Source organism: Burkholderia sp. MSMB1835 (assembly GCF_001526365.1).
Classification (GTDB): domain Bacteria; phylum Pseudomonadota; class Gammaproteobacteria; order Burkholderiales; family Burkholderiaceae; genus Burkholderia.
In genome coordinates this window covers 215673-230913 of the sequence record NZ_LOYP01000025.1, presented here as the reverse complement: position 1 = coordinate 230913, position 15241 = coordinate 215673, and the positions used below count along the sequence as shown (strand labels likewise).

The 15241-nt window shown below is 68.7% G+C and carries 16 protein-coding genes; 4 read left to right on the top strand and 12 right to left on the bottom strand.

The features are described 5' to 3' along the window. The 5 genes from WS96_RS11700 to WS96_RS11680 all read right to left on the bottom strand — a co-directional run bounded on the left by WS96_RS11700 (window position 1) and on the right by WS96_RS11680 (window position 4384). Window positions 1-1005, bottom strand: coding sequence for an alpha-ketoacid dehydrogenase subunit beta (locus tag WS96_RS11700; protein ID WP_034207461.1), 1005 nt, complete (start codon window positions 1003-1005; stop codon window positions 1-3). A 54-nt stretch (window positions 1006-1059) separates the two neighbouring features. Next, window positions 1060-2043, bottom strand: coding sequence for a thiamine pyrophosphate-dependent dehydrogenase E1 component subunit alpha (locus WS96_RS11695; protein WP_059832646.1), 984 nt, complete (start codon window positions 2041-2043; stop codon window positions 1060-1062). Between the two features lie 77 nt (window positions 2044-2120). After that, window positions 2121-2897 carry an SDR family NAD(P)-dependent oxidoreductase gene (locus WS96_RS11690; RefSeq protein WP_059832644.1) on the bottom strand — a complete coding sequence of 259 codons (777 nt, stop codon included), beginning with the start codon at window positions 2895-2897 and terminating at the stop codon, window positions 2121-2123. Between the two features lie 54 nt (window positions 2898-2951). Further along, window positions 2952-4010 (bottom strand): ATP-NAD kinase family protein, encoded by a 1059-nt coding sequence (locus WS96_RS11685; RefSeq protein ID WP_059832642.1) that lies wholly within the window; start codon window positions 4008-4010, stop codon window positions 2952-2954. A 122-nt stretch (window positions 4011-4132) separates the two neighbouring features. Further along, window positions 4133-4384, bottom strand: a complete 252-nt coding sequence (locus tag WS96_RS11680; RefSeq protein WP_059832640.1) for a hypothetical protein — start codon at window positions 4382-4384, stop codon at window positions 4133-4135. A gap of 147 nt (window positions 4385-4531) precedes the next feature. Between WS96_RS11680 and WS96_RS11675 the strand changes: the two genes are divergently transcribed. Further along, a complete protein-coding gene (locus tag WS96_RS11675) occupies window positions 4532-6451 on the top strand; it encodes a sigma-54-dependent Fis family transcriptional regulator (protein ID WP_059832692.1) in 1920 nt (639 codons plus the stop codon). 19 nt (window positions 6452-6470) lie between these two features. Here WS96_RS11675 and WS96_RS11670 read toward each other — a convergent pair whose 3' ends face one another. Both WS96_RS11670 and WS96_RS11665 read right to left on the bottom strand, forming a co-directional pair. Then, window positions 6471-6905: a carboxymuconolactone decarboxylase family protein gene (locus WS96_RS11670; RefSeq protein WP_059832639.1), complete on the bottom strand. Its 435-nt coding sequence runs from the start codon at window positions 6903-6905 to the stop codon at window positions 6471-6473. Further along, entirely contained in the window at window positions 6889-7350 is a 462-nt protein-coding gene (locus WS96_RS11665; RefSeq protein ID WP_059832637.1) for a MerR family transcriptional regulator, read from the bottom strand. Before WS96_RS11665 ends, WS96_RS11670 begins: the two co-directional genes overlap by 17 nt. A 275-nt stretch (window positions 7351-7625) precedes the next feature. On the opposite strand from WS96_RS11665, the gene WS96_RS11660 reads away from it, so the two are divergent. Together WS96_RS11660 and WS96_RS11655 are read left to right on the top strand one after the other, a co-directional pair. Then, window positions 7626-8237: a ComEA family DNA-binding protein gene (locus WS96_RS11660; protein WP_006496393.1), complete on the top strand. Its 612-nt coding sequence runs from the start codon at window positions 7626-7628 to the stop codon at window positions 8235-8237. Between the two features lie 88 nt (window positions 8238-8325). Next, window positions 8326-8757: a YidB family protein gene (locus WS96_RS11655; protein WP_059824824.1), complete on the top strand. Its 432-nt coding sequence runs from the start codon at window positions 8326-8328 to the stop codon at window positions 8755-8757. A gap of 116 nt (window positions 8758-8873) precedes the next feature. Here WS96_RS11655 and clpB read toward each other — a convergent pair whose 3' ends face one another. Both clpB and WS96_RS11645 read right to left on the bottom strand, forming a co-directional pair. Then, on the bottom strand, window positions 8874-11471 hold the full coding sequence (gene clpB / locus WS96_RS11650; protein WP_034207470.1) for an ATP-dependent chaperone ClpB: 2598 nt from the start codon (window positions 11469-11471) through the stop codon (window positions 8874-8876). A gap of 159 nt (window positions 11472-11630) precedes the next feature. Beyond that, on the bottom strand, window positions 11631-12149 hold the full coding sequence (locus WS96_RS11645) for an Rrf2 family transcriptional regulator (RefSeq protein WP_059832635.1): 519 nt from the start codon (window positions 12147-12149) through the stop codon (window positions 11631-11633). A gap of 238 nt (window positions 12150-12387) precedes the next feature. Here WS96_RS11645 and WS96_RS11640 point away from each other — a divergent pair, with 238 nt between their 5' ends. Then, window positions 12388-12948 carry a group III truncated hemoglobin gene (locus WS96_RS11640; protein WP_059832633.1) on the top strand — a complete coding sequence of 187 codons (561 nt, stop codon included), beginning with the start codon at window positions 12388-12390 and terminating at the stop codon, window positions 12946-12948. 62 nt (window positions 12949-13010) lie between these two features. Here the strand turns inward: WS96_RS11640 and WS96_RS11635 are convergent, their stop codons facing one another. The 3 genes from WS96_RS11635 to WS96_RS11625 all read right to left on the bottom strand — a co-directional run bounded on the left by WS96_RS11635 (window position 13011) and on the right by WS96_RS11625 (window position 15123). Then, window positions 13011-13487, bottom strand: a complete 477-nt coding sequence (locus WS96_RS11635) for a molybdenum cofactor biosynthesis protein MoaE (protein WP_059824828.1) — start codon at window positions 13485-13487, stop codon at window positions 13011-13013. Window positions 13488-13598: 111 nt separating this feature from the next. After that, the gene (gene moaD / locus WS96_RS11630) at window positions 13599-13856 is read right to left on the bottom strand and encodes a molybdopterin converting factor subunit 1 (protein WP_034207474.1); all 258 of its coding nucleotides are present in this window, start codon (window positions 13854-13856) and stop codon (window positions 13599-13601) included. Window positions 13857-13875: 19 nt separating this feature from the next. After that, the gene (locus tag WS96_RS11625; RefSeq protein WP_059781015.1) at window positions 13876-15123 is read right to left on the bottom strand and encodes a molybdopterin molybdotransferase MoeA; all 1248 of its coding nucleotides are present in this window, start codon (window positions 15121-15123) and stop codon (window positions 13876-13878) included. Window positions 15124-15241 lie beyond the last annotated feature (118 nt).

The following is a 15241-nucleotide window of genomic DNA, read 5'->3' as shown; positions in this document are numbered from 1 at the left end:
TCAGCTCCTCGTCTTCAGGACCGCCTGCGCAATCGCATCGGCGGACGGGATATACAGGTCTTCCAGCACGCCGGCGAACGGCGCGGGCGTATGCGGCGCGGTGACGAGCTCGATCGGCGCCTTCAGCGAGCGGAACGCGCGCTGCGCGACAAGCGCGGCGATATCGGTCGCGATCGAGCAGCGCGGGTTCGCTTCGTCGACGACCACCACGCGCCCGGTACGCCCGGCGCTCTCGAGAATCGTTTCCTCGTCGAGCGGCGACGTCGTGCGCAGGTCGATCACGTCGCACTGGATGCCGTCCTTCGCGAGCGTCGCGGCCGCGTCCATCGCGAGATGCACCATCCGGCCGTACGTGACGATCGTCGCGTCGTCGCCGTCGCGCGTCACGTTCGCCTCGCCGAACGGAATCGCATAGGATTCCTCCGGGACGTCGCCCTCGCGCGTATAAAGCAGCTTGTGTTCGAGGAAGATCACGGGATCGTTGTCGCGGATCGCCTGGATCAGTAGCCCCTTCGCGTCGTACGGCGTCGACGGGCACACGACCTTCAGCCCCGGGATGTGCGTGAACAGCGACGTGAGCATCTGCGAGTGCTGCGCGGCCGCGCGCAGGCCGGCGCCGTACATCGCGCGGATCACGACCGGCGTCACGGCCTTGCCGCCGAACATGTAGCGGAATTTCGCGGCCTGGTTGAAGATCTGGTCGAAGCACACGCCCATGAAATCGACGAACATCAGTTCCGCGACGGGCCGCATCCCGCACGCGGCCGCGCCGACCGCCGCGCCGATGTAGCCGCCCTCCGACAGCGGCGTATCGAGCACGCGGCCCGGAAACTTGTGGAACAGCCCCTTCGTCACGCCGAGCACGCCGCCCCACGCGTCGTCCTCGCCCGGCGCGCCCGCGCCGCCCGCGTTGTCCTCGCCCATCACGATCACGCTGTCGTCGCGCGCCATTTCCTGCGCGAGCGCCTCGTTGATCGCCTGCGAATAAGTGATCTTCCTTGCCATGTCTGTCTCCTGGAATGTTCGGTTCGCCGTGTCGGCAGCGTGGTCAGCCCGCGCTCACGGATACGACACGTAGACGTCGGCGAGCAGGTCGGCGGCATCCGGCAGCGGCGCGGCCTTCGCCTGCGCGACCGCGTCGTCGATCAGCGCCTTCACCTGGGCGTCGATCGCGCGCAGGTCGTCGGTCGTCAGCGCTTCGGCGCGCACGACGCGCGTTTCGAAATGCTTCAGGCAGTCCTTCTCGTCGCGCAGCTTCTGCACTTCGCCCGGCGCGCGGTAGGTTTGCGCATCGCCCTCGAAGTGGCCGAAATAGCGCGTGAACTTCACCTCGACGAGCGTCGGGCCGCCGCCGTTGCGCGCACGCTCGACGGCCTCGCCGAGCGCCTCGTGCACCGCGAAGAAGTCGAAGCCGTCGACGATCACGCCCGGCATCCCGAACCCGTTCGCCCGATCGGCGATGTTGTCGGTCGCAACCGACCAGCTCGACGACGTCGCTTCCGCGTAGCCGTTGTTTTCGGCGACGAAGATCGCGGGCAGCCGCCACACCGACGCGAGGTTCATCGATTCGAAGATCACGCCCTGGTTCGATGCGCCGTCGCCGAAGAAGCACACGCCGACGCCGCCCGTCTTCCTGTGCTTGGCCGCGAGCGCCGCGCCGCACACGAGCGGGCCGCCCGCGCCGACGATCCCGTTCGCGCCGAGCATCCCCATCGACAGGTCGGCGATGTGCATCGAGCCGCCCTTGCCGTGGCAGACGCCCGTCTTCTTGCCGTAGATTTCGGCCATCATCCCGTGCACGTCGACGCCCTTCGCGATGCAATGGCCGTGGCCGCGGTGCGTGGTGGCCACGTAGTCGTCGAGGCCGAGGTGCAGCATCGTGCCGACGGCGGACGCCTCCTCGCCCGCGTACAGATGAACGAAGCCGGGAATCTCGCCGGTCGCGAATTCGACGTGCAGACGTTCCTCGAATTCGCGGATCGTGCGCATCAGCCGGTAGGCGTCCAGCAGCGTGTCCCTGCTGAGCTGTGTCGAAGCGGTCATGTGTGTCTCCTGGGTAGGTCTGACTGCGAATGCCGCCCCGGCCATGCCGCGGCGGCGGATTGCACGGTTTGCGGCCGTCAGTGGAACGTGAAGCCGCCGTCGACGTTCACGGCCTGGCCCGTCACGTTGTCCATCGTCGCGAAGAACAGCGCGAGCCGGCCCATGTCTTCCGGCGTCTGCGCGCGGCCCTGCGGAATCAGCGTCAACTGGTGCCGCTGCCACGATTCCTCGACCGATTCGCCGTCGGTCTTCCATGCGTCGGACAGCCGGTCCCACATGTCGGTACGGACGATGCCGGGGCAGATCGCGTTGACGGTCACGCCGTCGCGCGCGAGCTCCTTCGCCAGCGCGTTGGTGAAACCGACGACCGCGAATTTCGATGCGCTGTAATGGGCGAGATTCGGAAAGCCTTCCTTGCCCGCGATCGACGCGACGTTGATGATCCGGCCGCGGCCCTGCGCCTTCAGATGCGCGAGCGCCGCGCGGCAGCCGAGGAACGTGCCCTTCGCGTTCACGTCCATCACGAAATCCCAGTCGCGCTCGGTCAGTTCGGCGACCGGACGAATGCTGATCACGCCCGCGCAGTTCACGAGAATGTCGAGCCCGCCGAGCTCGGCGAGCGCCTGCGCGACCATCGCGTCGACCTGTGCGACCTGCGTGACGTCGACCTTCGCGACCGCCGCCCGGCGACCGAGCGCACGCACCTCGCGCGCGGTGGCATCGAGCGCGTCGTCGAGCAGATCGGCCAGCAGGATGTCGGCGCCGGCACCGGCGAGCGTCAGCGCGATGCCGCGGCCGATGCCGCGCGCGCCACCCGTGACGATGGCGACCTGTCCTTCGAGAGGGGCTGTCATGGCGATGTCTCCTTGATGATCGTGATGGATGCCGAAATACCGTTGCGCCACTCGTCAGTCGTGCCGCGCACCGGCGTCGCGCAGCAGTTGCCGCGACGATGCGTAGCGCAGCGTGCGGCCGACGTCGACCGTCAACGGCCCGCGCCAATCGAGCGAAATCTCGTAGCGATCGCCGCGCGCGACCTCGATCTCGCGCTCGCCGTCGAACGCGAGCGTGCCGCGCTCGAACGGAATCGCGTGCCACGCACCCGGCTCGAGCCGCTCGCAACTGCGCATCACGACACGGTCGACGCGCCCCGGCGCGATCGGCGCGACGAGCGGCGTGCCGGCCGCGTGGCCGGCTTGCGCGAAGCGCATCGCAAGCCCGTGCGGTGCGCTGCGTTCCAACGGCGCCCATGCGCCGCCGAGCGCGGACAGGCCGATGCCGTCCGGTTCCGCGAACGTCAGGTAGAGCGAGTCGATGTCGTCGGAGCCGGAGATCGCGCGCGCGCCGACGAAGCGCTGCCGCGCGGCGCACACGTCGACGAGCGCGATCTCTTCGCGCCCCGGCTGCGCGCCCGCGACACAGCGCACGACGAGCCGCTTGTTGCGCACGAACGCGACTTCGGCCGGCACCGCGCCGCTCGCGGCGAGCCCTGCCGCGACGCCGGCGACGGTCGCCTCGCGATGTTCGGGAAACGCGTTGTTGGTGCCGGTGGACAGCGCGACGAGCGGCGTCGCGCCGCAATGCGCGGCCACCGCGCGATGGGTGCCGTCGCCGCCGAGCACGACGATCAGCGACACGTCCATCCGGTGCAGATAGGCCGCGCCGGCCTGCGTGTCGGCGACGGTATCGGTGATCGGCAGGTCGACGAATTCGACCTCGGGCCAGCGCTCGTGCGGCGCGACCGCGCGATGCGTGTCGATCGCGCGCAGCAGCAGCGTCGCGATGCCCGTGCGGTCGCGCAGCGTCAGCACGCGCTCGACGCCCATCGCGCCGAGGCCGGCCAGCAGGCGCACGATCATGTTCGCCTTCTCCGCGGTCGGAAACACGGATGCATGCGTCGTGAGGCGGCGGATGTCGCGCCCCGACGCGGGGTTCGCGATCACGCCGACGGTAACGGGCGTCGTCACGGGTTTGTCTCCATCCAGTCGGCAGCGCCCGCGCATTGACGCGCGCCGGCTCCGCCTGTTTCGTCCGCCGCCATCGACGGGCGGCGGATCGTCGTCGCCGATGCGATCGCGCCGGCTTGCCCTCATCTCTGCAAGCGGCGTGCCATCGTGCGTGCGATGGCCGCGAAACCCGCGTCCGCACTGGCGCGGCGGGCCTGCGCGGGTTCGGAATGCGCGACCGTGACGACGCGGCGCGTATCGAATTCGCCGGGACGTCTCACGTCGCCAATACGGCGAACGCGATCGTCGCGGCGCTCGCGCATGCGCGACGTTCCGCCGCAAACCCAGCGTTTGCGCGGCGTCGCGCAGACGACATCCCGCCACACGCCGCGCATCCGGCCGTCTCAATGGCGCGAGACATGCTGCGATACCAGTGAGACGACCGTCTCACGCGCATCGCGTGCTGCGATGCAATGTGATCCGCCGGACCGGATGTGCTACAAGAACGGCGACATCCCCGCCGTATGGAACCGGAGCCGACCATGCCCTACGCCGTTCCCCAGGCCCAGCACGCCGACCGTGTCCTTGGCGCGCTCGCCGGACGCCTGCCCGCGCCGGCGGATTCCGCGCGCCTCGTGTCGTCGTGGCAGCGGTCGCTGGAGCGCTACCGTCTCGACCCCGCTTCGTCGATCGGCCCGCGCGTGCTGACCGCGGCGGAGCTGCGCGAAGTACGCGACAAGGAAGAAGCCTTCCTGCGCGCGTCGGGCCAGTGCCTGACGCGGCTGCACGACATGATCCGCGTCGCCGACTACTGCGTGATGCTGACCGACGCGCACGGCGTGACGATCGACTACCGGATCGACCGCGAACGCCGCAACGACTTCCGTCACGCGGGGCTGCACATCGGCTCGTGCTGGTCGGAAAGCGAGGAAGGCACCTGCGGCGTCGCGAGCGTGCTGACCGATCTCGCACCCATCACCGTGCACAAGACCGATCACTTTCGCGCGGCGTTCACGACGCTCACGTGCAGCGCGGCGCCGATCTTCTCGCCGGGCGGCGAACTGATCGGCGTGCTCGACGCGTCGGCCGTGCACTCGCCGGACGGCCGCGACAGCCAGCGCCTCGTCTACCAGCTCGTGCGGCAGAGTGCGGCGCTGATCGAGGACGGCTACTTCGTGCACAGCACCGCGCAGCACTGGATATTGTTCGGGCATCCGAACCGTCACTACGTCGAAGCGCAGCCCGAGTGGCTGATCGCGTTCGACGAATGCGGCAACATCGTCGCCGCGAACCGGCACGCGCGCGACGCGCTGCCGGCGCTGCGCGAGCCGCGCCATATCGACGAGATCTTCGATGCGACCGAGATGCCGCTGCGCGACGCCGCGCGACTCGATGCGATCGTCACGCTGCGGCTGCGCGCGACCGGCGCGCCGCTCTATGCGCGGCTGCGTGCGCCGCTACGGCGCGCCGGCCGCGAACCCGGCGCGGCATCGCGCCGCCCGGGCACCGCCGTGCCGCGTCACGTCGGCGCGCTCACGCCGTTCCTGAACAGCAGCGACCCGCGCATCGCGCAACAGGCGGAACTCGCGCTGCGGGTCGCGAGCAAGCGGCTGCCGATCCTCGTGCTCGGCGAAACCGGCGCGGGCAAGGAAGTGTTCGCCCGCGCGATCCACGACGCCGGCGCACGGCGCGCGCGGCCGTTCGTCGCCGTCAACTGCGGCGCGCTGCCGGAAGCGCTGATCGAGAGCGAACTGTTCGGTTATGCGGCCGGCGCGTTCACCGGCGCACGCAAGCACGGCGCGCGCGGCAAGATCGCGCTCGCCGACGGCGGTACGCTGTTTCTCGATGAAATCGGCGACATGCCGCTCGCGCTGCAGACGCGTCTGTTGCGCGTACTGGCCGACGGCGAGGTCGTGCCGCTCGGCAGCGATACGCCCGTGCGCGTCGACCTCGACGTGATCTGCGCGACCCACCGCGATCTCGCGCGGATGGTGGCCGACGGCACGTTCCGCGAAGACCTGTACTACCGGTTGAGCGGCGCGACGTTCGACCTGCCGCCGTTGCGCGAACGCGCGGACGTGCGCGACGTGATCGCCGCCGTATTCGCCGAGGAAGCGCAGGCGACCGGCCACGTGCTCACGCTCGATGCGATGCTCGCCGAACAGCTCGCCGCGTACCCATGGCCGGGCAACGTGCGGCAACTGCGCAACGTGTTGCGCTATGCGTGCGCGGTATGCGACGCCGCGCGCGTGACGCGGCGCGACCTGCCGGCCGACCTCGCCGCGCAACTCGGCGGCGCCCCGGCGGGCGCGCTGCCGGACGACGAGCGCGGCCGCATCGTCGCCGCGCTCACCGCGCATCGCTGGCGGCCCGACGCGGCCGCCCGCGCGCTCGGCATGTCGCGCGCGACGCTGTACCGGCGCATCGCGAAGTACCGGATCGTCGCGCCGCACCGCGCGTGACGCACGCGCGCACGCTTCGTCAGGCGGGCTGCCCGGCCGCTTCGTTCGCGTCTTCCGCCACGCCGGCCGCCTCGTCGCGGCGCGTGAACACCTCGTGCGCGGCGAACAGCGCGTTGAGCGCGGCCGGCATCCCCGCGTACACGGCCATCTGCATGAACACCTCGACGATCTCGTCGCGCGTGCAGCCGACGTTCAGCGCGGCCTCGATATGCACCTTCAATTGCGGCTGCGCGTTGCCGAGCGCGGCCAGCGCGGCGATCGTCGCGATTTCGCGCGCCTTCAGGTCGAGCTGCGGCCGGCTGTAGATGTCGCCGAAGCTGAATTCGACCAGCAGCCGCGCGAAGTCCGGCGCGATCGGCGCAAGCGCCGCGATCACGCGTTCGCCCACTTCGCCGTCGATTTCCTTGAGTTTGTTCCAGCCGCGCGTGTAGCGATCCTCAATGAGTTGTTCCATCGTGTCCGTCCTGTTCCGATAAAGCGTGAGAAGGATTCGCCCGTCGTGCCGTTTCCCGTTCCCGCGCCTCGTAGTACGCGATCTTCTCGCCGATCGCATCGAGGCTCGCCTGCAGCTCCGCGATATGCGCGCGCACCGCGTCGCGATGCGCGACCAGCAAGTCGCGCCGCGCGCCGAACGTCGATTCGCCCTGCTCGCGCAGCACCGCGAACGCCTGCATCTGCGCGATCGGCATGCCGGTCGCCTTCAGGCGCATCACGAAGTCCAGCCAGTCGAGGTCGGCCGGCGCATAGAGCCGGTGCCCGGCCGCCGTGCGCGAAATCGCGCGCAGCAGGCCGGCCTGCTCGTAATACCGCAAGGTGTGCGTCGACACGCCCGTCAGTTCGGCGACTTGCCCGATCGTCAGCGGACCGGCGGCGGTGGGTTGGGAAACGGTTTTCGACATGGCAGGAACAAGGTTAGGAGTTAGAGTTCACTCTAAGTCAAGCGTTGTCGAACGGCCAGCGTCGCGACAACCGGCGACACCGTAAAGAATGGTCAAAATCGGCGCATGGCATCGGTTTCGGCCTTTACAGCACCGCAAGCCTTCAGCAAGATTCGGTCAGCTTGTCTTAAAAAGGGCACGCATTTGTCCTATGCTTAACGGCGACGCCCGGCCATCTCGCGCCCCGTCGTCCGTTGCAACAGCCATTCATCCGTCAGAACCAGGGAGCCTTTGCCATGCTGAAAAAGCTGCTGATGCTGTTCGTCGCGCTATCGCTGTCGCTCGCCGCCGGCCTTGCCGCGGCCGTCGAAGTCAACACGGCCGACCAGGCCGCGCTCGAATCCGTGAAGGGTCTCGGGCCCGTGAAGTCGAAGGCGATCATCGACGAACGCACCAAGAACGGCCCGTTCAAAGACGCCGACGATCTCGCGAATCGCGTGAAGGGCCTCGGCACGAAGTCGGTCGGGCATCTCGAGGAAAACGGGCTGACGATCGGCGGTGCGTCGACGCCGCCGAAGGGCGTGAAGCTGTCGAAGCCGGCCGCGACGACGTCCGCGACCACGTCGACCACGACGTCGGCAGGCACCGCATCGACGTCCACGACCGCGACGGCCGGCACGACCACCGCGGCGCCCGCGCCGACGGCGAGCGCACCGGAAGCGGCGGCCAAGCCGGCCAAGACCAAGCGTGCATCGAAGAAGGAAAAGGCGGCAGCGGCTGCCGCGGCATCCGCCGACGCGGGTGCGAGCGCACCGGCGGCCGCGTCGTCCACGAAGGCGACGAAGGGTTCGAAGAAGAAGAGCAAGAAGGACAAGGCAGCCTCCGCCGCCGCGGCGTCGGGCGCCTGATGTGCGCCGCGCGCGCGACGGCGTGCGCGCGGCATTCGTTCAACGGGCGCCGTCGTCACGGCGCCCTTTTCAGTGAAGGTGAAGAACCATGGGTCTCCTCGACATCGTTGGCGGTCTGATCGGCGGCCAGGCCGGCGGCAACTCGCAAAGCGCGCTGATCGCGACCGCGCTCGAATTCATCAACAACCAGCCGGGCGGCCTGAACGGGCTGATCGAGAAGTTCAAGGCCGGCGGCGCCGGCGACGTGATCGGTTCGTGGGTCGGCAACGGCGAAAACCAGCCGATCTCGCCGGACACGCTGCAGAACGTGCTCGGCTCGGACGTCGTCGGCTCGCTCGCGAGCAAGGTCGGCATCGATCCGGCGCAGGCCTCGTCGATCCTCGCGCAGGTGCTGCCGCACGTCGTGAACCATGCGACGCCGAACGGCGAAGTCCCGGCCGGCGGCCAGGTCGACACGTCGAACGTGCTCGGCACGCTCACGCAGCTCGCCGGCATGTTCGGCGGCAACAAGCAGGCCTGAGCGCCCGCCGCGACCGGGCGGCCCGTTCGGCCGCTCCATAAGCAAACACCCCGCCGAGGCGGGGTGTTCGTTTTTGCGCCCGGTGCGAACCGGGCACGCTGCCGATCGGCAGGCGATCAGTGAACGACGCGGTCGAACACGAACTGGCCGTCGTTGACGTCGACCGGGATCACGTCCTTCGGGCCGAAGCGGCCGGCGAGGATCAGCTTAGCGACCGGGTTCTCGATCTCCTGCTGGATCGCGCGCTTCAGCGGCCGGGCGCCGAACAGCGGATCGTAGCCGACCTTCCCGATCTGCTCGAGCGCCGCGGGCGACACGTCGAGCGCCATGTCGAGCTTCGCGAGCCGGTCGTGCAGGCGCGCGAGCTGGATCTTCGCGATCGACTCGATGTTGCTGCGGTCGAGCGCATGGAACACGACGACGTCGTCGATCCGGTTCAGGAACTCGGGACGGAAGTGCTGCTTCACCTCGAGCCACACGGCGTCCTTGATCTCTTCCTGCGGCGCTCCCGTCATCGCCTGGATCACCTGCGAGCCGAGGTTCGACGTCATCACGATCACCGTGTTCTTGAAGTCGACCGTGCGCCCCTGCCCGTCGGTCATGCGGCCGTCGTCGAGCACCTGCAGCAGCACGTTGAACACGTCCGGATGCGCCTTCTCGATCTCGTCGAGCAGGATCACGCTGTACGGCTTGCGACGCACGGCTTCCGTCAGGTAGCCGCCTTCCTCGTAGCCGACATAGCCCGGCGGCGCGCCGATCAGCCGCGCGACGCTGTGCTTCTCCATGAACTCGCTCATGTCGATGCGAATCAGGTGCTCTTCCGAATCGAACAGGAACGACGCCAGCGCCTTGCACAGCTCGGTCTTGCCGACCCCCGTCGGGCCGAGGAACAGGAACGAGCCGTACGGACGGTTCGGATCGGCGAGACCCGCGCGCGAACGACGGATCGCATCGGCCACCGCGCTGATCGCCTCGTCCTGGCCGACCACGCGCTCGTGCAGCTTTTCCTCGATGTGCAGCAGCTTCTCGCGCTCGCCCTGCATCATCCGCGACACGGGAATGCCCGTCGAACGCGACACGACTTCCGCGATTTCCTCGGCGCCGACCTGCGTGCGCAGCAGGCGCGGGCGGGTCGGGTTGTGCTGCTCCTGCTCTTCGGCCTGCGTGACCTGCTTCAGTTGCGACTCGAGCTGCGGCAGCTTGCCGTACTGCAGCTCGGCGACCTTCTCCAGCTTGCCTTCACGCTGCAGGCGCGCGATGTCCGCCCGCACCTTCTCGATCTCTTCCTTGAGCTGCGCGCTGCCCTGCACCGCGGCCTTCTCGGCGGTCCAGATCTCCTCCAGGTCCGCATATTCGCGGCCGAGGCGGTCGATCTCTTCCTCGATCAGCTGCAGGCGCTTCTGCGACGCTTCGTCCTGCTCCTTCTTCACCGCTTCGCGCTCGATCTTCAGCTGGATCAGACGACGGTCGAGCTTGTCCATCTCTTCGGGCTTCGAATCGATTTCCATCTTGATCTTCGAAGCGGCTTCGTCGATCAGGTCGATGGCCTTGTCGGGCAGGAAGCGGTCGGTGATGTAGCGATGCGACAGCTCGGCCGCGGCGACGATCGCCGGGTCGGTGATGTCCACACCGTGGTGCAGTTCGTACTTCTCCTGCAGCCCGCGCAGGATCGCGATCGTCGCCTCGACGCTCGGCTCGTCGACGAGCACCTTCTGGAAGCGGCGCTCGAGCGCGGCGTCCTTCTCGATGTACTTGCGGTATTCGTCGAGCGTGGTCGCGCCGATGCAGTGCAGCTCGCCGCGCGACAGCGCCGGCTTCAGCATGTTGCCCGCATCCATCGCGCCTTCGGCCTTGCCCGCTCCGACCATCGTGTGGATCTCGTCGATGAAGACGATCGTCTGCCCTTCGTCCTTCGCGATGTCGTTGAGCACCGCCTTCAGGCGCTCCTCGAACTCGCCGCGATACTTCGCGCCGGCGAGCAGCGCGGCCATGTCGAGCGACAGCACGCGCTTGCCCTTCAGCGTCTCGGGCACTTCGCCGTTGACGATCCGCTGCGCGAGCCCTTCGACGATCGCGGTCTTGCCGACACCCGGCTCGCCGATCAGCACCGGGTTGTTCTTGGTGCGGCGCTGCAGGATCTGGATCGAGCGGCGGATTTCGTCGTCGCGGCCGATCACCGGATCGAGCTTGCCCGCGCGGGCGCGCTCGGTCAGATCGACCGTGTATTTCTTCAGCGCCTCGCGCTGGCTTTCCGCGTCCTGGCTGTGCACCTGCGAACCGCCGCGCACCGCCGCGATCGCGGCTTCGAGCGACTTGCGCGTGAGGCCGTGCTGGCGTGCGAGCTTGCCGGCCTCGCCCTTGTCGTCGGACACGGCGAGCAGGAACATCTCGCTCGCGATGAACGTATCGTTGAGCTTCTGCGCTTCCTTGTCGGCCTGGTTCAGCAGTCCGGCCAACTCACGGCCGATCTGGATGTCGCCGCCCGTGCCCGTCACTTGCGGCAGGCGCGAGATCGCTTCGTTCAGCGCGCCTTGCAGCGCCTGCACGTGCACGCCCGCGCGCGACATCAGCGAGCGGGCCGAGCCGTCCTGCTGCGCGACGAGCGCCGCCAGCACGTGAACGGGTTCGATGTATTGATTGTCGCGGCCGGCCGCAAGGCTTTGCGCGTCCGCGAGTGCTTCCTGGAACTTGGTGGTGAGCTTGTCGATTCTCATTTAGTCGAGACCTCCAATTTTCGATTACCACCAAGATGAGGATGGTCATGCGGCTTTCAAGCGAAATTCGGGTTGATTCAGCGCAAAAATTGCCGGATAGCCTGAAAACGGTCCAGCGGTGTGATGAGGGAGGCGGAGTCGGCCCGCGGTGCCCGTGTGTCAGTGGGCCTTCGACGACGGCTCGGCGGCGGCCGGCGCGTCGTCAGGCACCGGCGCGGCACGCACGAGCGCGACCGGACGGATGCCGAGCAGCGCCATGAGCGGTGATGCGGGCTCGGCCAGGTCGCCGAGCGTGTGACGATCGAGTTCCGCGAAGAACGCATCGCGCGCGGCCGCCAGCACGCCCTTCAGCCGGCACTGCGGCTCGATCACGCAGCCGCGCGACTCGCTGCCGTCGGGCGAAAAGCAGCCGACCAGCGCGAAGTCGTTCTCGGTCGCCCGCACGACCTGGCCGACCGTCAGTTCCAGCGAATCGGCAAACAGCCGCAACCCGCCGTTGCGGCCGCGAACGGTGTCGACCCAGCCCAGTTCGCCGAGTCGCTGGACGACTTTCATCAGATGGTTCTTCGAGATGCCGTAGGCGTCCGAGATCTCCTGGATCGTCGCGAGCCCTTCACCGCGCACGGCCAGGTACAGCATCACGCGTAGCGAATAGTCGGTGTAGTCGGTGAGTCTCATGAGCGAATACGGAAAAGATCGATCGTGCCCCGATTACTTGAGCCGGGCGGCTCCCGATGCGGGCAGGGCCGAGGATGCGTGGCGCGGCCGCGGGTTGCCGGGAGCGCGTGCGCGCAATAAGATGCGCGGTATCTACACGTTTTTCAGGGGCTACAGGACGCTATTTTGCGTCAAAATCCGGCCGGCGTCCTGCTCGTCGCCCGCGCCGCCGCCCCGATCCACCGGCCCCTTTTTTGTCATGACTGCCCTGCCCGCCTCGCCCGAACCCGCACCGGCCCGCCCTCGCGACGCCGAGCCGACCGAAGACAACATCCGCGACCTCGTCTACGCGTTCTACGACCGCGTGCGCGCCGATCCGCTGCTCGGGCCCGTGTTCGACGCGAAGCTGGCCGGGCGCTGGGACGATCATCTGCCGAAGATGGTGACGTTCTGGTCGAGCCTCGTGCTCGGCACCAAGGGCTATCGCGGCAACGTGCAGCAAGCGCACCAGCCGCTCGACAGGATCGAGCCGGCCCATTTCAGCCGCTGGCTGTCGCTGTTCCTGAAGACCGTCGACGCGCGCTACGCGCCGCCCGCGGCGATCCGTTTCATGGAGCCCGCATTGCGGATCGCGCAGAGCCTGCAGTTGAGCCGGTTCGGTTGGGACTACCGGATTCCGCCCGAGCAGCAGGCGCTCCTCGACGCGATCGCGCCGCGCCGCCGCGACACGGGCGACGATCCGCACGGGTTGCCGTCGCGCGCCCGCGGCGAGCCGTTTCCGACGAAGATCATCGGGCGCGGCGTCGACCCGGACGCGTAACGCCCGTCACGCACGACGATGGCGTGCATGCGGCACGTCGCCGCATCGCCCGGGTGCCGCGCTCAGCGCGGCGTGTTGCCCGACTCGAGGCCCCAGCGCGCGAGCGCGGCGTCGTCGGTACTGCGCGCATCGACCCAGCGCTCGCCGTCCGGCGTCGTTTCCTTTTTCCAGAACGGCGCTTCGGTCTTCAGATAGTCCATCACGAACTCGCACGACGCGAACGCATCGCCGCGGTGCGACGCGACCGTCGCGACCATCACGATCTGGTCGAGGGGCAGCAGCCTGCCGACGCGATGCACGATCGCGACGTCGATGCCCGGCCAGCGCCGGCCGGCCTCGGCCGCGATCTTCTCGAGTGCCTTCTCGGTCATGCCCGGATAGTGCTCGAGTTCCATGACGGCGACCGCATCGCCTTCGTTCAGGTCGCGCACCGTGCCGACGAAGCACGCGACCGCGCCGATCTTCGGGTTGCGCGCACGCAACGCCGCCACTTCGGCATTCAGATCGAAATCGTCGGTCTGGACTCGCACCATAGCCATCGTCTGCTCCTGTCGACCAGAGTTAGCGCTTCAGCGCTTGCTCCTCGGGTCCCATGCATCGCGGTCGACCCGAGTGAGCGCTTCAGCGCTTGCCCGGGTCCCCTGCAAGCCTCAACCGCCCGTCACCGGCGGGAAGAACGCGACCTCGCACCCTTCGGTGAGCCGCGTGTCGGGGTCGGTCATCTCGTGGTTGCAGGCCATGCGCAATGCGCGCCCTTCGGCGAGCGTCTCGGCCCACGCGCCGCCGCGCACGCGCAGCCACGCGCGCACGTCGCCGACGGTCGTCACGCTGTCCGGCACGTCGGCTTCTTCGTCGGCCACGCCCAGGGCTTCACGCACGCTTGCAAAAAATTTCAGCTGAATCTTCATGGTTCGGGGAGCCGCCGCGTTACGACAGCAATTCGGAAAACGGGATGAAACGCACGGTCTCGCCTGCGCTGATCGCGTGTTGCGGCGGATTGTCGATCAGGCCGTCGCCCCAGACCGTCGACGTGAGCACGGCCGAGCTCTGGTTCGGGAACAGGTCGAGGCCGCCGGCCGCATTGACGCGCGCACGCAGGAATTCGTTGCGCCGGTCGCCCTTGCTCTGCGAAAAATCGGCACGCAGCGACAACGCGCGCGGCGCGACGTCGCGCACGCCGGACAGGCGCAGCAGGAACGGCCGCACGAACAGCAGGAACGTGACGAAGCTCGAGACGGGGTTGCCGGGCAGCCCGATGAAATGCGCGTCGGCGCGCTCGTCGCCGCGGCGCACCGCGCCGTACGCGAGCGGCTTGCCGGGCTTCATCGCGATCTGCCACAGCGCGAGCCGCCCTTCGGCCTCGACGGCCGGCTTCACGTGATCCTCGTCGCCGACCGACACGCCGCCGCTCGTCAGGATCACGTCGTGATCGCGAGCGGCCTCGCGCAGCGTGTCGCGCGTCGCGGCCAGCGAGTCGGGCACGATCCCGTAGTCGGTCACGTGACAGCCGAGCCGCTCGAGCAGCCCGCGCAGCGTGAAGCGGTTCGAGTTGTAGATTGCACCGGGCTTCAGCGGCTCGCCGGGCATCGTCAGTTCGTCGCCGGTGAAGAATACCGCCACGCGAATCCGCCGCGCGACCGACAGTTGCGCGCAGCCGACCGATGCGGCCAGGCCGAGCGCCTGCGGCGTGAGCCGCGTGCCGGCCGGCAGGATCACCGCACCCTGCCGGATGTCCGCGCCCTGCGCGGTGATCCATTCGCCGGCCTTCGGCGTGTGGAGAATCTCGACCGCGTCGCCGTCGGCCGACGTCTGCTCCTGCATCACGACGGCGTCGGCGCCGGGCGGCACCGTCGCGCCGGTGAAGATCCGCGCGGCCGTGCCGGCCGCGAGCGGCGCGGCCGGATGGCCGGCCGGAATGCGCTGCGACACCGGCAGGCGTCGATCGCCGTGCAGCAGGTCGGCGACGCGCACCGCATAACCGTCCATCGCGCTCGTATGCATCGGCGGCACGTCGAGCGGCGAGCTTACGTCGGCCGCCAGCACGCGGCCGAGCGCGTCGAGCGTGGCGACGGTTTCGGCGCCGGGCAGCGGCTGCGCGGCATCGAGCAGCGCGGCGAGCGCCTCGGCGGTCGACAGCATCGGCGCGCGCGGCGCCGCAGGATTCGGGTTCGACATCGATGGAATCGGGAATCGTTGGAGTCAGTACGTCATTGTAGCGACGCCGCCACGCGGGCGCGCGATATGGCGGACATGCGAAGGCCGTGATCGGCGCGAACCCGTGGATTTGGCACGC